The organism is Massilia pseudoviolaceinigra (assembly GCF_030846505.1).
GTDB classification, from domain to species: Bacteria; Pseudomonadota; Gammaproteobacteria; order Burkholderiales; family Burkholderiaceae_D; genus Telluria_A; species Telluria_A violaceinigra.
Window position 1 is genome coordinate 92,238 of sequence record NZ_JAVCWL010000007.1, and the last position, 16,415, is coordinate 108,652.

The 16,415-nt window shown below is 64.0% G+C and carries 18 protein-coding genes; 9 read left to right on the forward strand and 9 right to left on the reverse strand.

The genetic code is table 11. The features are described 5' to 3' along the window. Window positions 1-205 precede the first annotated feature (205 nt). On the reverse strand, window positions 206-784 hold the full coding sequence (locus RBA40_RS08795; RefSeq protein ID WP_306647565.1) for a hypothetical protein: 579 nt from the start codon (window positions 782-784) through the stop codon (window positions 206-208). A 277-nt stretch (window positions 785-1,061) separates the two neighbouring features. On the opposite strand from RBA40_RS08795, the gene RBA40_RS08800 reads away from it, so the two are divergent. Beyond that, on the forward strand, window positions 1,062-2,648 hold the full coding sequence (locus RBA40_RS08800; protein ID WP_306647566.1) for a mucoidy inhibitor MuiA family protein: 1,587 nt from the start codon (window positions 1,062-1,064) through the stop codon (window positions 2,646-2,648). Here RBA40_RS08800 and RBA40_RS08805 read toward each other — a convergent pair. After that, complete coding sequence (locus tag RBA40_RS08805) at window positions 2,632-3,252, reverse strand: DUF1287 domain-containing protein (protein ID WP_306647567.1); 621 nt, start codon at window positions 3,250-3,252, stop codon at window positions 2,632-2,634. The genes RBA40_RS08800 and RBA40_RS08805 overlap by 17 nt on opposite strands. A 74-nt stretch (window positions 3,253-3,326) precedes the next feature. Here RBA40_RS08805 and RBA40_RS08810 point away from each other — a divergent pair, with 74 nt between their 5' ends. The 3 genes from RBA40_RS08810 to RBA40_RS08820 all read left to right on the forward strand — a co-directional run bounded on the left by RBA40_RS08810 (window position 3,327) and on the right by RBA40_RS08820 (window position 6,721). After that, on the forward strand, window positions 3,327-3,752 hold the full coding sequence (locus RBA40_RS08810; protein WP_099873137.1) for a PaaI family thioesterase: 426 nt from the start codon (window positions 3,327-3,329) through the stop codon (window positions 3,750-3,752). 151 nt (window positions 3,753-3,903) lie between these two features. Beyond that, entirely contained in the window at window positions 3,904-6,189 is a 2,286-nt protein-coding gene (locus RBA40_RS08815; RefSeq protein WP_306647568.1) for a PAS domain S-box protein, read from the forward strand. 100 nt (window positions 6,190-6,289) lie between these two features. Further along, window positions 6,290-6,721 carry a group I truncated hemoglobin gene (locus RBA40_RS08820; protein WP_306647569.1) on the forward strand — a complete coding sequence of 144 codons (432 nt, stop codon included), beginning with the start codon at window positions 6,290-6,292 and terminating at the stop codon, window positions 6,719-6,721. A 96-nt stretch (window positions 6,722-6,817) separates the two neighbouring features. On the opposite strand, the gene RBA40_RS08825 is transcribed toward RBA40_RS08820, so the two are convergent. Both RBA40_RS08825 and RBA40_RS08830 read right to left on the reverse strand, forming a co-directional pair. After that, window positions 6,818-7,522 (reverse strand): anti-sigma factor, encoded by a 705-nt coding sequence (locus tag RBA40_RS08825; RefSeq protein ID WP_306647570.1) that lies wholly within the window; start codon window positions 7,520-7,522, stop codon window positions 6,818-6,820. After that, window positions 7,519-8,109 (reverse strand): sigma-70 family RNA polymerase sigma factor, encoded by a 591-nt coding sequence (locus RBA40_RS08830; RefSeq protein ID WP_306647571.1) that lies wholly within the window; start codon window positions 8,107-8,109, stop codon window positions 7,519-7,521. The genes RBA40_RS08825 and RBA40_RS08830 overlap by 4 nt, the downstream gene beginning before the upstream one ends. Before the next feature lie 200 nt (window positions 8,110-8,309). Between RBA40_RS08830 and RBA40_RS08835 the strand changes: the two genes are divergently transcribed. After that, window positions 8,310-9,194 (forward strand): DUF3034 family protein, encoded by an 885-nt coding sequence (locus RBA40_RS08835; RefSeq protein ID WP_374710471.1) that lies wholly within the window; start codon window positions 8,310-8,312, stop codon window positions 9,192-9,194. A 36-nt stretch (window positions 9,195-9,230) separates the two neighbouring features. Here RBA40_RS08835 and RBA40_RS08840 read toward each other — a convergent pair whose 3' ends face one another. The 5 genes from RBA40_RS08840 to RBA40_RS08860 form a co-directional block, all read right to left on the reverse strand. Continuing rightward, entirely contained in the window at window positions 9,231-9,752 is a 522-nt protein-coding gene (locus RBA40_RS08840; RefSeq protein WP_306647572.1) for a TlpA family protein disulfide reductase, read from the reverse strand. A 116-nt stretch (window positions 9,753-9,868) separates the two neighbouring features. Next, window positions 9,869-10,510, reverse strand: coding sequence for a BON domain-containing protein (locus tag RBA40_RS08845; RefSeq protein ID WP_099873123.1), 642 nt, complete (start codon window positions 10,508-10,510; stop codon window positions 9,869-9,871). Further along, window positions 10,503-11,099, reverse strand: a complete 597-nt coding sequence (locus RBA40_RS08850; protein WP_054265336.1) for a phosphoheptose isomerase — start codon at window positions 11,097-11,099, stop codon at window positions 10,503-10,505. The genes RBA40_RS08845 and RBA40_RS08850 overlap by 8 nt, the downstream gene beginning before the upstream one ends. Window positions 11,100-11,155: 56 nt before the next feature. Continuing rightward, the gene (locus RBA40_RS08855; RefSeq protein WP_306647573.1) at window positions 11,156-11,515 is read right to left on the reverse strand and encodes a YraN family protein; all 360 of its coding nucleotides are present in this window, start codon (window positions 11,513-11,515) and stop codon (window positions 11,156-11,158) included. 1 nt (window position 11,516) lies between these two features. Continuing rightward, window positions 11,517-12,797, reverse strand: a complete 1,281-nt coding sequence (locus tag RBA40_RS08860) for a penicillin-binding protein activator (protein ID WP_306647574.1) — start codon at window positions 12,795-12,797, stop codon at window positions 11,517-11,519. 12 nt (window positions 12,798-12,809) lie between these two features. Here RBA40_RS08860 and rsmI point away from each other — a divergent pair, with 12 nt between their 5' ends. From rsmI to RBA40_RS08880, 4 genes are all read left to right on the forward strand, one after another. Continuing rightward, a complete protein-coding gene (gene rsmI / locus RBA40_RS08865) occupies window positions 12,810-13,721 on the forward strand; it encodes a 16S rRNA (cytidine(1402)-2'-O)-methyltransferase (protein WP_306647575.1) in 912 nt (303 codons plus the stop codon). Between the two features lie 295 nt (window positions 13,722-14,016). Continuing rightward, on the forward strand, window positions 14,017-14,814 hold the full coding sequence (locus RBA40_RS08870; RefSeq protein ID WP_306647576.1) for an alpha/beta fold hydrolase: 798 nt from the start codon (window positions 14,017-14,019) through the stop codon (window positions 14,812-14,814). Between the two features lie 54 nt (window positions 14,815-14,868). Further along, window positions 14,869-15,873, forward strand: coding sequence for an alpha/beta hydrolase (locus RBA40_RS08875; RefSeq protein ID WP_306647577.1), 1,005 nt, complete (start codon window positions 14,869-14,871; stop codon window positions 15,871-15,873). A gap of 86 nt (window positions 15,874-15,959) precedes the next feature. After that, window positions 15,960-16,415: a MarR family winged helix-turn-helix transcriptional regulator gene (locus RBA40_RS08880; protein ID WP_306647578.1), complete on the forward strand. Its 456-nt coding sequence runs from the start codon at window positions 15,960-15,962 to the stop codon at window positions 16,413-16,415.

The following is a 16,415-nucleotide window of genomic DNA, read 5'->3' on the forward strand; positions in this document are numbered from 1 at the left end:
GCGCAGTTAGCTGCAATTTTTATTTCTTGATGAAAATGTCGACGACAGGCTATCACAATTGCATGAACTACGGCGGCCGCAGCGCCCGGCCTGCTGGTGGTGCCTGGAAAAGGGCGCTGGCCACGCACGAACGGGTCGCCGCCCGAATGTGCAAACGCCTGCGAACGCAGGCGTTTTGACTGTTTCTTGCAGCGCTGCGACACGCTTACTTGGAGATGGCTGCACGGAATTTGTCGTCATCGAGCAGCTCGCCGATCAGGTCGCTGTACAGCAGTTCGTACTCGCGCGTGGCCTGCGGGACGGCGGTGGCAGCCGCGATCGGCGAATTCCAGCTCGACTCGACCTTGAGTTCGTGGTCGTAACGCACCGCGCCGGCCCGGGTGACGACGAAGCGTGCGGCCAGCACGCCCTTGCCGGTACCGACCGGGACATCCACGCCGTTCAGCGTCAGGGTGCCGGTGATGACCGTCGGGGCGTTGGCGTCGAGCAGGCTGGCCGCCAGCAGGTCGGCTTTAAGCGTGTTGCCCAGGTATTGCGCGAACGAGCCGCCTGGCGCGGACAGCACGCCGAGGCGGATGCTGTGGCTCTTGTCGAGGGCGGGATTCTTGCTGGCGTCGAAGGTGAAGCTGCCGACGGCGACCTTGTCAAAATTGGCATTGTACAGTTTGACGGTATTGCCCCGCATAGCCGCCGGCACGGCCATGCTGAACTGCACGCAGCCGGTCAGTTGCACGGCCAGGACGGCGGCAGCGACGAGAGAGGTGAGGCGAAAAACGGCAGTCATGAAACGTCCTTGTTGTAGGGGAGTGAATGCAGCACCGGCCAACGGATCGCCCGGCACTTGATCGTTTTGTGGAGTTATCTGCAATTATTATTTCTTGATGAAAATGTCGCCGACAGCCTAACCGAGGCTTGCACGCGTTGCAAGCCGTACGTTTCGCTGAGCTATCATGTTGCAAATAAGATACTCGTACATTGCACGGGGCGGTTTAACCCTGTTTGCCACCACCATCCGTTTCATGTTCCAACCGTCTTCCTTATCCCTGTTTGAAAGGCACATCATGCGTTATCCCATCCTTGCCGCTCTCGCCTTGCTCAGTCCCGCCTGCATGGCCACCAACGCGCCGGTCACGGCCGTCACCCTGTATCCCGGCAGCGCCACCGTGGTGCGCACCGCCCAGGTCGCCGCCGGCGCCACCGAAGTCGTCATCGACGGCTTGCCCGCTAATTTCAACGTGGAAACCGTGCGCGTGCAAGCCGCTTCCGGCATCCGCGTGGCCGACGTGGTCTCGCGCGTGGCCGCCGGCAGCGAAGCGGTCAACCCGGCCGGAGCCCAGCTGCAAGCCAGCATCGAGCGCCTCAAGGACCAGCGCGCCATGCTCGATGCCGAAGTCAAGTCCGCTACCATCGTCAAGGCTTACCTGGAACGCTATAACGGCGGCGCCCCCGAGGGCGCCAAGGCCCAGGGGCCGGACAATGGCAAGGCGCTGGCCGGTGTGATCGATACCCTGGGACGCGGCGCCAGCGAGGCGCTGATCAAGATCCAGAAGCTGGCCGTGCAGCAGCGCGAACTCGACAAGAAAATCGAGGCCATGGAACGTGACCTGGCGGGTTTGCAGTCGGATGACAAGGATGTGCGCAGCCTAGTAGTGCGCCTGTCCGCGGCCAAGGCCGGCACCCTGACCGTCAGCTACCAGCGCGACAATGCCGGCTGGAAGCCGGGCTACCGCGCCAGCCTCGACTCGGCCGCTTCCCGGGTCGACCTGGAACGGCTCGCCACGATCTCCCAAACCACCGGGGAAGACTGGAGCAACGTCAAGCTGACCCTCTCGACCAGCCAGCCGCGCCTGTCGCCCACGGGGCGCGAACCGCAGCCGTGGCTGCTGGGCTACCGTCCACCGCAGCCGCCCGAGAGCGTGCGCGCCTATGCGCCGGCGCCAGCGCCGGTGATGGCCATGGACAAGAGGGAAAAAGTGCAGATCACCGCCAACGCCGTCAGGCGCGAGGACGAGGTCGCCGAAATGCAGGGCGTCTTCGCCACCGAATTCGAGGTGCCGGGCCGGGTCACCCTGGCTGCCGACGGACGCGCCACCTCGGTGGTGCTGTCGACCCTGGCGCTGCCGGTCACCCAGCACCTGCGCGTGACGCCGCGCCTGGAAAAATTTGCCATCGTCATGGCCGAAGCGGCCCGTCCGGAAGGCGTGTGGCCGGCCGGCAGCATGCAGCTGTTCCGCGATGGCGGCTACATCGGCGCCACCCAGTGGAACCTGCAGGAGGGCGAACGGGCCCTGTTCTCGTTCGGGCGCGACGACCTGGTCAAGGTATCGCTCGATCCGGTCGCCGGCAAGACCGGCAGCAAGGGCATGTTCGGCGGCCGCGCCACCAGCGTGCGCGCCGATGTGTTCACCCTGGTCAACCGCCACAAGACGCCGGTCGAGCTGCTGGTGTTCGATTCCTCGCCCGTCAGCACGGCCGAGGAAGTCAAGGTCGAGGCGGTGTTCGATCCGAAACCGTTCACCGACACCTGGGAACAGCGGCGCGGTGTGGTCGCCTGGAAAAAGACGCTCGCGGCCGGCGCGACCGCCAAGTTCCAGGTCGAGTACCGCATCGACTATCCGAAGGAAGGATCGGTCAGCGGGCTGCGCTGAGTGCCGGCTTCGCATCCGGGTTCCAGCGGTAATGCCCGGTGAGAGGCCAGGCGAACAGGCGGTCCTCGATCTGGGTGCCGTTGCCGATGTTGTGGATCACCAGCGGCACTCCGGCGCCGCTGCGCTGGCCGGCCACGATGCCGATGTGCGGCAGGTTACCCGGCAGCATCCAGGTGACGATATCGCCCGCCTGGTAGGCGGCGCCATCGCGCGAGGGCGTCATGGCCTTGCCGTGGCGCTTGAAATAGGTGGCCAGGTTGGGCACGCGGCGATGGTCGATATTCGGATCGGGGCGCTTGAGTTGCCACAGGTGCGGATAGGCATCCCAGGCTTTCTTCATGTCCTTGTGCACCAGTTCCTGCAAGTCCACGCCGACCTTGCGGTAAGCGCGGATCACCACGTCGGTGCACACGCCGCGCTCGAGCGGCACGTCGCCGCCGGGATAGGCGATGCGCTCGTAGCGTCCGTTGTATTGGGTGGTCACGCCGATCTGGGCGCGCGCCGCGTCGACCAGGCGCACCGGCGTGGCGTTCTGCGCCGAGGCCGTCAGCGGCATGCTCAGCAGCACGGGCAGGCACAGCAGTGTTAAAACATGTTTTTTCAAGATCGGACCTCTGTTAACCGGGCGGGGAAGAAAAACGTACAATCGTGCTTATTTCAATCACGAACGGAAATGCCATGAGCACGCAGCAGCAGTTTACCCCTGAATCGATGAACAGTTTCGGCGCCGGCACGCTTCCCGGTTACTTGGGCGTGGAAATCACCCGGGTCGGCGGCGGCGAAGTCGCGGCGCGCCTGGAAGTGAAGCCGCACTTGCTCGCGCCCAACGGTTTCCTGCATGCCGGCACCGTCATCACCCTGGCCGACACCGCCGCCGGCTACGCCTGCGTGGCCAACCTGCCGCAAGGGGCGAACAGCTTCACCACCATCGAAATCAAGTCGAACCACCTGGGCACCGCGCGCGACGGGGCGATTGCCTGCGTGGCCAAGGCGGCCCATCTCGGCAAAACCACCCAGGTGTGGGATGTGGTGGTCACCAATGAAGCCAACGGCAAGACCATCGCCCTGTTCCGCTGCACCCAGATGATTTTGTATCCGAAGTAAGCGCGGCAAGGATTTGCGTAATTGCTACTGGAAGTTTTAAATCTAGCAACTTCCGTTTGACAATTACCTGAAAAAGCGCATCATGGCCTGACGCCAGGGTGGCCGGTTGCCCTCCTTCCGGCGCCACTGTCCACCAGCCAGAGAAACCGGGATGCCCATCGACTTCGATCAGCTCATACTCACCGAGGCTCCTGGCGGAGTGATAGTCATCACGCCGGGCCACACCGTGCTGCGCTGGACCAACGGCGCCGAACGCATCTTCGGCTACAGCAGCGACGAAGCGCTGGGGCGCGACCTGCGCGAGCTGATCGCGCTGCCCGGCACGACGGAGCTCGACGGGGAGGCGGAGCACCAGATCGCGGCGCGCGGCGTGTTCGACTATGAAACGCTGCGGCGCCGCAAGGATGGCGCGCTGATCTACGTCGACGCTTCCGACAAGGCCATCCACGACGAGCACGGCAAGGTCGCCTATATCCTGTCGAGCCAGCGCGACATGACGCAGGCCAAGGCGGCGCGCGACACCCTGCTGATCGAAGCGAAGTTCCGCGACCTGCTCGAATCGACCCCGGACAGCATCATCATGGCCAACCCGACCGGTACCATCGTGCTGGCCAATGCCCAGGCCGAACGCCTGTTCGGTTACGAGCCAGGGGAGCTGAACGGCAAGCTGATCGAGGTGCTGCTGCCGGCCCGTTTCCAGCATGGCCACGTGGGCCACCGCTCGCGCTACTTCGAGCAGTCGCGCACCCGTACCATGGGCGCCGGGCTGGAGCTGTACGGCGTGCGCAAGGACCAGGTCGAGTTCCCGGTCGAGATCAGCCTGTCGCCGATCAGCACCGACGCCGGCGCCTTTGTCATCAGCGCGATTCGCAATGTCAGCGAGCGCAAGAAGGCCGAGCAGAAATTCCGCGGCCTGCTCGAATCGGCGCCGGACGCGATCGTGATCGTCAACCGCGATGGCGAAATCGTACTCGTCAATTCCCAGACCGAAAAACTGTTCGGCTATCCGCGCGCCGAGCTGCTCGGCAAGAAGGTCGAGATCCTGATCCCGCAGCGCTTTGCTGAACAGCATCCGCATTTCCGCACCAGTTTTTCGGCCGGCCAGCGCCCGCGCTCGATGGGCGCCGGACTCGAACTGTACGGCTTGCGCCGCGACGGCACCGAGTTTCCGGTCGAGATCAGCCTGTCGCCGCTGGAAACCGAGGAGGGGGTGCTGGTGTCGTCGGCGATCCGCGATATTACCGACCGCAAGCGCATCGAGCGCGCCCTGAACGACAAGAAGGTCGAACTCGAACGCGCCAACCAGGCCAAGGACTTGTTCCTGACCAGCATGTCGCACGAGCTGCGCACGCCGCTCAATGCCATTCTCGGCTTCACCCAATTGCTGGCCAACGAGTCGCTGCCCTCGACCGCCCAGCAAAAACGCAATTTCGTGCGCAACATCCTCACGGCCGGTGAACACCTGCTGACCCTGATTAACGAAATCCTCGACCTGGCCAAGATCGAAGCGGGTTCCCTGAGCGTGTCGCTCGAACCGGTGATTCTCTCCCGCCTGCTTGACGAAGCGCAGGCGATGGTCGGCGACAGCGCCGCCCAGCGCGGCATCCGCATGGTGTTTCCGAAGCCGGACGCGCTGGTGGTGGTGGCCGACCATACGCGGCTCAGGCAGATCATGCTGAACCTGCTGTCGAACGCCATCAAGTACAACCGCGAGCAAGGGGTGGTGGTGGTCAACGCCAACCTGATCGGCCCGTCCCGGGTGCGCATTTCGGTGCAGGATACCGGCAAGGGCTTGCGTCCCGGCCAGCTCAGCGCCCTGTTCCAGCCGTTCAACCGGCTCGGCCAGGAAGGCGGCAGCGAAGAAGGCACCGGCATCGGGCTGGTGGTGACCAAGCGGCTGGTCGAGCTGATGGGCGGCACCATGGGCGTGTCGAGCACGGCCGGCATCGGCAGCGTGTTCTGGATCGAGCTCGACCTGAGCACCAGCCCCCAGCCCGGCGACAGCCCGGCCGTGGCCGCACCGCGCGCGCCGTCGGCGGCGGCGCCAAGCGATCCGAAGGTGGCGACCTTGCTGTATGTGGAAGACAATCCCGCCAATCTCCTGCTGGTGGAAGAAATCGTCGGCTTCCGGCCCGACCTGGCGCTCATTTCCGCACCCAGTGCCGAACTCGGCATCGCCCTGGCGCAGAGCTATCTGCCGCAGGTCATCCTGATGGACATCAACCTGCCCGGCATGGATGGACACGAGGCGCAGCGCCTGTTGCGCGCCGACCCGCGCACGGCGCACATTCCCGTGATCGCACTGAGTGCGAATGCGATGGAGCGCGACGTCCAGCGCAGCATCGCCGCCGGCTTTTTTGCCTATCTGACCAAACCGATCGACATCGACGCCTTCACCGCCGCGGTGGACCGGGCACTGGCGCCTGCCGCCGACTGAGCGTGTGGTTTTGCGGCACACCGGTGGCGGGCAATACCTTGCGGCGCGCGCAATTAGTGGCTAAGTTTGATCTTCTTTTTAACCATGATCGGATACGAGCATGAACATGCTGACCCGGCTTTTTTACATTGGCGCGCTGGCGCTGGCCAGCGCCTGCGCGCACCGCCCGGCCAGCGACGACACGATGTACCAGGGGCTGGGCGGCCAGAGCGGGATCAAGAAGATCGTGGACACCTTCGTACCGATGATCATGGCCGATGCGCGCATCAAGGAATCGTTCAGGGATACCGACCTGAAGAACTTGTCGATGCGGCTCGAAGAGCAGTTCTGCGAACTTGCCGGCGGCCCGTGCAAGTACAAGGGCAAGGACATGAAGGAGATCCATGACGGCCTGAACATCACCAATGCGCAGTTCAACGCGCTGGCCGAGGACTTGCAGGCAGCAATGGACAAGAACGGCATCGCGCCGGCGGTGCAGAACAGGCTGGTGGCCAGGCTGGCGCCGATGCAGAAGGAGATTGTGACGAAGTGACCTGGACCCGGCGATCGACATCGCGTTAAAGCACGCGCCGTCGTTTCTGCCACCGGCAAAAACGACGGCCAGGAAAGTAGCGGGATGTCTCCTCGCTTACAACCTCACCCAATTACCCTTATACACAATCGGTCCGGTCGGCCCGTTCGGGTCCGGCGAGCCGCCCTTCGGCTCCAGCGTCACCGCCAGTACCGCCACATCATCGCTGATCGCGTTATCCGGCAAGGCGAACTTGCCCCGGTTGTCGGCCAGCACGCCCAGCGAGCGCGGCTTGCCCGACTTGGGCACCGCCCATAGATGCAGGCTCTTGTCCGCCGCAACCTGGTCGCCACCCACCACCCGCGCATCGAGCGCCCGGTGCTTGCGGTCGGCGGTGAGCACCATGGCGGTTTGCGCCTTGTCGTCGCTCAGCGTGGCCACATAGGAAATCACCGGCGCATCGGCCGGACGATTGGTCAGCACCACCACCAGCAGCAAGGCCGCCATCGCGGTCGAGACCATGCCCAGGCTGCGCCAGAACGCCAGGTTGTCATTGAGCCAGAAGCGCCAGCCGGCAGCGGCGCTCGGCTTGAGGTTCAGGCGCCGTTCGATGCCGCTCCACACGCTTTTCGGCGGCTGCACGTCGCCGGCGAATTCGGCCATGGGGGCCAGGCGCTGCTGCCACTGGGCGGTGATGTTGCGCAAGTCCGCATCCTGGTGCAGCCAGCCCTCGAAACGGCGCCGCGCACCGCCCCTGAGCGTGCCCAGCACGTATTCCGCCGCCAGTTTCTGGCGCAGGACGATGTTATGTCGGATGTTCATGTTTGCTCCCGTTTCGCGAGGCAGGTGCGCAGTTTTTCAAGACTGCGCCTGATCCAGGTTTTCACGGTTCCGACTGGTAGTTTCATCTGCTCGGCCACTTCGCTGTGCGACAGGTCGTGGTAATAGGCCAGCGCAACGACCTGGCGATGCATCCCTTCCAGCGCGGACATGCACCACGCCAGCGCTTTCGCATCGCCACTCATTTGCAAGGCCTCGATCGGCGTTGCTTGCGGATCCTGTAGAGCATTCATGACTTCACTATCAAACTGTTCCGCATCGATTTCAACCGAGACGTCGCTGCGCCGCAGGTGGTCGAAAGCCTTGTTCCGGACAATGGTCGCCATCCAGGTCATCGGCGCTGCAAGATGGCTCTGGTAGTTGGCGGCATTGTTCCAGATCGCGACATAGCTCTCTTGTAAAACCTCTTCAGCGAGCTCGCGCTTGTGCAATATACGCAGCGCGAAGCCAAACAGTTTCGGAGAAGTTGCATCGTAGAGAGAACGGAAGGCGCCGCCATCGCGCTTGCCGGCTGCCAGGAGCCAGCTTCTCAATTGCTGCGGGTCGAGCGGGTTGACGTCGGTGGACACAGCGCGCCTTGGAAGTGGGTTCGGATGGCCGCGGCGTGCCGCGGAGAGCTCGGTGAGGTTATCGCAAAGGCATATCAGAATACAACAAACTTATTTGCAAAATACAGCAAAATAGTTGAATCCAATCGGGCGCCGCTTGCGTACGCAGTATCGTAGAGACGGCTTACTTCGTTCCGCTTTTTCAAGGAAAGCATATGCAGATGGCGCGTTTCGGTGGCTTGTTCCTGGTAGCAAATCTGGCAGTGGGTGGAGCGTACGGACAGGGCCGGCCCGACATGGGCAAGCTGAGCGCGACGGGTGGCGTCAGCCAGCTCGAAGGCGCCGGCGGCGGCGGCCTGACGCCGTGGGCCCTGATCACCGGCTACGGCAGCCGCGACAGCTGGGGCGCGAACGCGCACTACACCGGCGTGCGGACCCAGGATTACACGCTCGACACGGCCGGGATTGCCGTCGGGCTGGCCGACCGGGTCGAATTGTCGCTGGCGCAGCAGCACTTCAAGGGCAGCCTGGCGCCGCTCGACCGGCTCAGCATCAGGCAGGATATCCTGGGGGTGAAGGTGAAACTGGCGGGCGACGCCGTCTACGGGCAGGATGTGTTTTTGCCGCAGCTCGCCGTCGGCGCACTATACAAGCGCAACAAGGGCGTGGGCGGGCTGGGGGCGCTGGGCGTGACCAAGGTGGCGCAGCTGGGCGCCAAGGATGACAGCGGCACCGATGTGTACCTGGCCGCGACCAAGCTATTGCTTCAGCAGAGCCTGCTGCTCAACGCCACCGTGCGCGCGACCAAGGCTAATCAGATGGGTTTGCTGGGTTTCGGCGGCGACAAGGGCGATTCCTACAAGGCAATGCTGGAACTGTCGGCCGCGTACATGGTGGACCGCCAGATGGTGGCCGGCGTGGAATACCGCCGCAAGCCGCATAACCTGGGCGTGGACAATGAAAAGGCGTATTACGACGTGTTCGTGGCCTGGTTCCCGAGCAAGCATGTGTCGGTGACGGCGGCGTATGCGGTGCTGGGGGATATCACGGTGTTCAATCCGAAGCGCCAGAGAGGCGCGTATTTGTCGGTGCAGGCGGGGTTTTGAGGTCCGCGCCTGTTCGACTGAACGTTCCGCAGCCGCTTATCCCGCGATCGTCTTTTGCAGCAGCTTGTGCAGCGCCTGGAAATCCGGTTCGCCCACGTAGCGCTTGATGATCTTGCCTTCTTTGTCGATCACGAACGTGGTCGGCGTCAGGGTCACGTCGCCATATGCCTTGGCAATATCGCCAGCGCTGTCGAGCGCCACCGTGAACGGCAGCTGGCGCGTTTCGGCGTAACTGAGCACGTAGTTGGGCGGGTCGTACTTCATCGCCACGGCAATGAACTCCATGCCCTCGCCCTTGAACTTGTTGTAGGTCTCGACCATCTGCGGCATTTCCTTGACGCAGGTGGCGCATGACGTGGCCCAGAAATTGACCATGAACACCTTGCCGCGCAAGTTTTGCGAGCTGATCTTGTTACCCTTGATGTCGATGAAGGTCACGTCCGGCGCCGGCGTACTGCGCGCCAGCGAGGCGTAGCCGGCGACGGCAATGGCCAGCACAGCCGCGCCGATGAGCGCCGGTTTGAGCCAGGAGGAACGGGGCGGGGTCTGGGTGGACATGACGGTGAGCTGGAGTAGAACGGAAAGTCATTATAGCCGCGCTGTCGAAACGCTGCCCGCATGACCGCCCGCGCAGGGCTGGGCGCCCCGGCGGGTGCAAGTACTTACAACGACAACTACAGCTGGACCGACGAGGAGCGCGGCGAGATCGCGTTGCGCTCGTCTTCGCTGATGTATTCCAGCACTTTGACCACTTTCTTCACGCCCGACACGCCGCGCGCCACATCGGCGCCGATCTGGCCTTCGCGCTGGGTCACGCGGCCCATCAGGAACACGGTGCCGCGCTCGGTGATGACCTTGAACGAGGTTGCCGAAATGGTCTTCATGTCCACCAGGCTAGCCTTGACCTTGGTGGTGATCAGCGCATCGCTCGAACGCGAGGTGTAGGTGGCGGGCGAACCGACTTCGAGTTCGTTAATCACCATCATCACGCCATCGACGTTGTTCACTTCGCGCTCGACCGCCGCCTTCATCGCTTCGTCGCGTACTTCACCGGTCAGCAATACTTTGCGGTTGAAGCTGTTGACATTGATGTGCACATCTTCGCCGGTGATTTTCGGCAAGCGCATCTCGGCCTTGAGCGCAATCGCCTTGTCGTCGGCCTGGGCACCGAGCGTGCGGCGGTCGGCCGTGGCCACGGCGCCGGCAACGGCCCCGCCCACGAACAGGCCGACGCAGCCTTGCAGGCTGCCCAGCAAGGCGACGCAGACTGCCGCTTTCGCGAGCGGGCGCATCATGCGCAGACTGGAATCATTCATTCACATCTCCTCCGAACAGGGCGACATCGATGCCGTCGCAAATGCAGTGTATGGTCACCAGATGGACTTCCTGGATGCGCGCGGTGCGCGCGTGCGGCACGCAGATATGCACGTCGGCATCGGTCAGCATCTTGCCGAGCGCGCCGCCATCCTTGCCGGTCAGCGCCACGATGCGCATTTCGCGCTCCAGCGCCGCTTCGACCGCGGCAATCACGTTGGCCGAGTTGCCCGAGGTGGAAATGGCCAGCAGCACGTCGCCGGCCTGGCCGAAGGCTTGCACCTGCTTCGAGAAGATCTCGCGGTAGCTGTAATCGTTGCCCACCGCCGTCATGATCGAGGTATCGGTGGTCAGCGCCAGCGCCGGCAGCGGAAAGCGCTCGCGCTCGAAGCGGCCCACCAGCTCGGCCGCGAAGTGCTGGCAGTCGGCAGCCGACCCGCCATTGCCGCAGGCAAGAATCTTGTTTCCATTCGACAAGGCGAAGAACATCAGTTCGATCGCCTGCGAGATAGGTTGGGCCAGGGCAGAAGCCGCCTGAATCTTGAGTTCGGCGCTTTCGTGGAAGTGAGCGAGGATGCGTTGAGTATTCATAGTGGGGGATTATAGTGCAGCGGCCCGCGAACCCGGCCAAGTACGATTAAAATTGCTTACAACTGGATGGCGTCGCGCAGCCAGTCGAGCTGTTCGCCGTCGATGGCCACCACGTCGAAGCGGCATGGCGGCAGGTGCGCAAAGCGCAGCAGATAGGTCTGGGCGGCGCACACCATGCGCCGCACTTTGGCGGGAGTGATGCTGGCGGCCGCGCCGCCGTGGCTCTTGTTTGCGCGCTGGCGCACTTCGACGAACACCAGCGCCTCGCCGTCGCGCACGATCAGGTCGATTTCGCCGCCCCGGCAGCGGTAGTTCGCTTCCACCAGGCGCAAGCCCTGGCGCTGCAGATAGGCGAGCGCTGTCTGTTCCCACAGCTGGCCCTGGCGCTGCTTGCCGCTGAGCCGGGCCGGCCACATGTCAGTTCACGCTGTCAGACGGCTTGAAGCTGCCGCCCTGATACACCGCGGTTGGCTGGACCCGCTCGAAACGCGCCGGACCGTTGCCGAAGCTGACCGACAGCTTGCCCGTCACCCCATCCATGGTGAACGACGCGCCTGGGTGCAAGGTGATTTCGCGCGCCACGCGGAAAGCATCGATCCCCAGCGCATACAGGCGGTCGAGGTCGAGCGTGCGGCGGCTGGCGTTCCAGCGCGGATATACCATCACCGCCGGATGATCGGGCTGCACTTCCCACGGCAGGTCGAGCAGGCGCACGCCGTCCAGTTCGGCCAGCGCGGTGCCCGGTTCCGTGCCCGGATTGACCGACGAGGTGCCGTAGACCGGCACGTTGCTGCCGAGCGAGGTGCGCACCTGGCGCAGCTGGTCGGCGTCGAGCGCGGTGAACAGCAAGGTCGGCATTTCGGCATCGACCCGGCTTTTCAGCTGGAAAATGCCCGATTCGCTCAGGTAGCCGTTCGAGGCGGCCAGTTCCACCGTCTGCGACTGGTTGCCCAGCTGCTTCCACTGGGCCGCAAACGCACTGGCGATGCGGCGCTGCCAGGCATTTGCGCCGGACACGACCAGCGCGCGCGCGCCCGGATGCTCGCTGGCCGCCCACTGCGCCACCTGGCGCGCTTCGTCTTCGATCGACAGGCCCATGACCAGCATGTTGTGCGGCAGGGCTGCGTGGGTGGCGCGTCCTTCCGGATGGTTCAGGGCCAGGGTCGGCTTGCTCACCCCCACGCCGGCGGCCGCGATCGCGCTTACCGCCGAGCGCGCCAAAGGACCGACCACGATATCGTTTTGCCCCAAGGCGTCGGTGTAGGCGGCCAGCACTTCCTGCGGGCTGTCGCCGGTTTCGATCAGGTTGACCACGAATCCGCTGCGGTCGCGTTCGTAGGCGGCCATGAAACCGGCGCGCAAGGCGCCTGCCGGAGGACCGAGTCCATCGGAACGGGTCGGCAGCAGCAGGCCGATGCGGGTAGCCGGCTTGGTGTCCGGCACGGCGGCAGGCAGGTCCGCCGCGCGCGGGTTGGCGGCCACGGCGCCCGGAGGCGCGTCCACCGGCATGGTTTCAACCTCGGCTTCCGGCACGACCGGTTCCTGGATCTCGGGCGCGCGCGGCTGCGCCGGTACGACACTTGTGTTTGGCTCGATAGGCGCGCACAATCCCCCCGGCCTGTCGCAGGGCGTGCTGCAGGCACTCAGCATCGCGAGCGCGCTAACGGCGAACAGGCCCTTCAGACTTTTAATCAGCATTACCACTCCCAAATGACAGAATTCCAGACCACTCCGATCGCTCAGCTTCCCGTCATCGGCGAGGCGGCGCATCAGTCCTATCCTACAGCAACCCTGTATATCGTGGCTACTCCCATCGGCAACGTCACCGACATCAGCGTGCGCGCTTTGCACGTGCTCTCGCTGGTCGACGCGGTCGCCTGCGAGGACACCCGCAACACCGGCAACCTGCTGACCCGCTTCGGCCTGTCGCGCCCGATGATCGCCGCGCACCAGCACAACGAGCGCGAAGTGGCCGACAAGCTGATCGCGCGCCTGCAGGCCGGCGAGCGCATCGCGCTGGTGTCGGATGCGGGCACGCCGGGCGTGTCCGACCCGGGCGCGCGCATCGTCGACGCGGTGCGCAGCGCCGGCTTGCGCGTGGTGCCGGTGCCGGGCGCCTCGGCGGCGGTGACGGCGCTGTCGGCCAGCGGTTTGGTCAACGACCAGTTCTATTTTGTGGGCTTCTTGCCCGCCAAGGCCAAGCAGCGCGAGACCGCCCTGCAAAAACTGCTGACGGTCGGCGCGACCATGGTGTTCTACGAAGCGCCGCACCGCATTCTTGATTGTGTGGAAGCGTTGACCGGCGTGTTCGAGCCGGCGCGCCAGGTGGTGTTCGCGCGCGAGCTGACCAAGCTGTTCGAAGAAATCCACCGCTGCCCCTTGTCGGAGGCGCTGGCCTGGGTCAAGGCCGACGCGCACCGCGAGAAGGGCGAGTACGTGGTGCTGCTCGAAGGCGCACAGGCCGAGGGCGATGCCGAGGATGCCGAGGCCGAGCGCATCCTCAATATCCTGCTGGCCGAGTGTTCGGTCAAGCAGGCCGCCAACCTGACGGCGCAAATTACCGGGCGCAAGAAGAATGCCCTGTACGACCGCGCGCTCGAGATCAAGGGCCAGCAAGACTGATCTGCATCAATCGCACTTTCGCGTCGTCGCCATTGTCCAAGCGGGACGCGGGCTGCTTCGAACCATCCGCCCTGCAAGTCGTATCGGGGGACTATGCCCGGCGGCTGGCGCGGAGCAGCGCGCGTGCCGGCAGCGAAGCAAAGTTCGGCAAGTAAAAGATTTTAAAAATAGCTTGCTATTCGATAGTGCACTAATTATACTTCTTCACATGGACGGCAAACAAATACACCGGTCGATGCAAAATGTAGCGCCCTATATAATCGCTAACTAACTTAATCTCTTAAAAGGAACCACCATGAAAGCCATCAACACCATCGCCCTCGCCCTGTCGATCACCGCTGCCGCAGCAGCCACCCCGGCACTGGCCGCGCCAGCCTCGGTCGCCACCGTCAAGCCGACCGTCATCCTGGTGCACGGCGCCTTTGCCGACGCCGGCAGCTGGAACGGCGTGGCCGCCAAGCTGCGCGCCGACGGCTATAGCGTGATCGGCGCGGCCAATCCGCTGCGCAGCGTCAAGGGCGACGCCGCCGTGGTGTCCGATATCGTCAAGAGCGTCAAGGGTCCGGTAGTGCTGGTCGGTCACTCCTACGGCGGCGCCGTGATCTCGACTGCCGCCAACGGCAACCCGAACGTCAAGAGCCTGGTCTACGTGGCCGCGTTTGCTCCGGACCAGGGTGAAACGGCACTCGAACTGTCCGGCCGCTTCCCCGGCGGCACCCTGGGCCAGGCGCTGGCCGAGCCGGTTGCCATCGCCGCCGGCGGCAAGGACTTCTACATCCAGCAAGACAAGTTTCACCAGCAGTTCGCCGCCGATGTGCCGAAAGCCGATGCCCAGCTGATGGCTGTAAGCCAGCGCCCGATCGCCGAAGCGGCGTTGACCGAAGCGTCCGGCGCCCCGGCCTGGAAGAACCTGCCGTCGTACTTCATCTACGGCACCGGCGACAAGAACATCCCGGCAGCCGCCCTCGGCTTCATGGCCGAACGCGCCAAATCGCGCAAAACCGTTGAAATCAAGGGCGCTTCGCACGTCGTGATGACCTCGAACCCGGCTGCCGTTGCCCGCCTGATCGAAGACGCCGCGCAAGCCAAGTAATCCGATCCAATATATAGCTCGCTACTTAATAGACACCAACTACAAGGAAGCATCATGAAAGCCACCCTCGCCCTGACCCTGCTCGCCGCCTCGCTGTCGACCGCCCACGCGGCCAGCCTTCCCGGCGTCGAACGCAACACCGCGCAATTTCTGAAAGCGATCGAAGGCGGCAAGCCGCTCAACCAGATGACGCCGGAAGAAGCGCGCGCCGTGCTGGTCGGAGCGCAGGCGGGCAGCAAGGTGGCGCTGGCGCCGGCCGATGTGAGCCAAAAAACCGTCACCCTCGACGGCAAGCCGGTCCAGCTGACCATCGTGCGCCCGGCTGGGGCCAAGGGCAAGATCCCGGCCTTCATGTTCTTCCACGGCGGCGGCTGGGTGCTGGGCGACTATCCGACCCATGAGCGCCTGGTGCGCGACCTGGTGGCCGGTTCCGGCGCGACGGCGGTGTTCGTCAACTACACGCCATCGCCGGAAGCGGGCTACGGGGTGGCGGTCAAGCAAGCCTATGCGGCGACCCGCTGGGTGGCCGAGAACGGCGACGCCATCAACGTCGACGGCAAGCGCCTGGCGGTGGCCGGCAACAGCGTGGGCGGCAACATGGCGGCGGTGGTCAGCCTGATGGCCAAGGATCAGGGCGCACCCAAGCTGCGCGCCCAGGTGCTGATGTGGCCCGTGACCGACGCCAACTTCGATACGCCGTCGTACAAGCAGTTTGCTGACGGTCACTTTTTGACCCGCGACCTGATGGTCTGGTTCTGGGACCACTACACCAAGGACGCCGGCGCCCGCAAAGAGATCTACGCGTCGCCGCTGCAAGCGACCAGCGCGCAACTGCAAGGCCTGCCGCCGACGCTGATCCAGACCGCGGAATTCGACGTGCTGCGCGATGAAGGCGAAGCTTATGCCCGCAAGCTCGACGCGGCCGGGGTGGAGGTCAAGAGCGTGCGCTACAACGGCATGATCCACGACTTCGGGCTGCTCAACGCGCTGGCGACCTTGCCAGGTACCCGCAGCGCGCTCGAGCAGGCATCGCAGGAACTGAAGCTGCGTCTGAAATAAGTCCCCGGCCTAGCCTCGACCTGGCCGCAGCAAATTAAATGAGAAATAGCTTGCTATCCGATAGCGCACTATATATACTGCTTCACATGGACGACAAACAAACACCGAATAACGAAGTCCCCCAGCTCGATGGCCAGTTGTGCTTCTCGCTGTACTCGACTTCCCTGGCGATGAGCAAGCTGTACCGCAAGTTGCTGCGCAAGCTCGGACTGACGTACTCGCAGTACCTGGTGTTGATGGTGCTGTGGGAACAGAACGAGTTGACGGTGTCGGAGATTGGCGAGCGCCTGTTCCTGGACTCGGCAACCCTGACTCCCCTGCTCAAGCGGATGGAACAGACTGAACTGCTGACCCGCATCCGCGCCGCCAGCGATGAACGCCAGGTGATCATTTCGCTGACCGAAGCAGGGAGTCTTTTGCGGGAAGAAGCGAAGAAGTTTCCGTCGCAGCTGTTGTGCGCCGTTGGTTGTGAGCTGGACCAGGTCGTCAGCATCAAGCAGCAGCTCGACGTACTGCGCAGTAATCTGAACAAGAACACGTAG

Coding starts and splice junctions, on each gene's coding strand:
- RBA40_RS08795 (WP_306647565.1), bottom strand. CDS start 784: ATGACTGCCGTTTTTCGCCTCACCTCTCTCGTCGCTGCCGCCGTCCTG.
- RBA40_RS08800 (WP_306647566.1), top strand. CDS start 1,062: ATGCGTTATCCCATCCTTGCCGCTCTCGCCTTGCTCAGTCCCGCCTGC.
- RBA40_RS08810 (WP_099873137.1), top strand. CDS start 3,327: ATGAGCACGCAGCAGCAGTTTACCCCTGAATCGATGAACAGTTTCGGC.
- RBA40_RS08815 (WP_306647568.1), top strand. CDS start 3,904: ATGCCCATCGACTTCGATCAGCTCATACTCACCGAGGCTCCTGGCGGA.
- RBA40_RS08820 (WP_306647569.1), top strand. CDS start 6,290: ATGAACATGCTGACCCGGCTTTTTTACATTGGCGCGCTGGCGCTGGCC.
- RBA40_RS08825 (WP_306647570.1), bottom strand. CDS start 7,522: ATGAACATCCGACATAACATCGTCCTGCGCCAGAAACTGGCGGCGGAA.
- RBA40_RS08835 (WP_374710471.1), top strand. CDS start 8,310: ATGGCGCGTTTCGGTGGCTTGTTCCTGGTAGCAAATCTGGCAGTGGGT.
- RBA40_RS08840 (WP_306647572.1), bottom strand. CDS start 9,752: ATGTCCACCCAGACCCCGCCCCGTTCCTCCTGGCTCAAACCGGCGCTC.
- RBA40_RS08845 (WP_099873123.1), bottom strand. CDS start 10,510: ATGAATGATTCCAGTCTGCGCATGATGCGCCCGCTCGCGAAAGCGGCA.
- RBA40_RS08850 (WP_054265336.1), bottom strand. CDS start 11,099: ATGAATACTCAACGCATCCTCGCTCACTTCCACGAAAGCGCCGAACTC.
- RBA40_RS08855 (WP_306647573.1), bottom strand. CDS start 11,515: ATGTGGCCGGCCCGGCTCAGCGGCAAGCAGCGCCAGGGCCAGCTGTGG.
- RBA40_RS08860 (WP_306647574.1), bottom strand. CDS start 12,797: ATGCTGATTAAAAGTCTGAAGGGCCTGTTCGCCGTTAGCGCGCTCGCG.
- rsmI (WP_306647575.1), top strand. CDS start 12,810: ATGACAGAATTCCAGACCACTCCGATCGCTCAGCTTCCCGTCATCGGC.
- RBA40_RS08870 (WP_306647576.1), top strand. CDS start 14,017: ATGAAAGCCATCAACACCATCGCCCTCGCCCTGTCGATCACCGCTGCC.
- RBA40_RS08875 (WP_306647577.1), top strand. CDS start 14,869: ATGAAAGCCACCCTCGCCCTGACCCTGCTCGCCGCCTCGCTGTCGACC.
- RBA40_RS08880 (WP_306647578.1), top strand. CDS start 15,960: ATGGACGACAAACAAACACCGAATAACGAAGTCCCCCAGCTCGATGGC.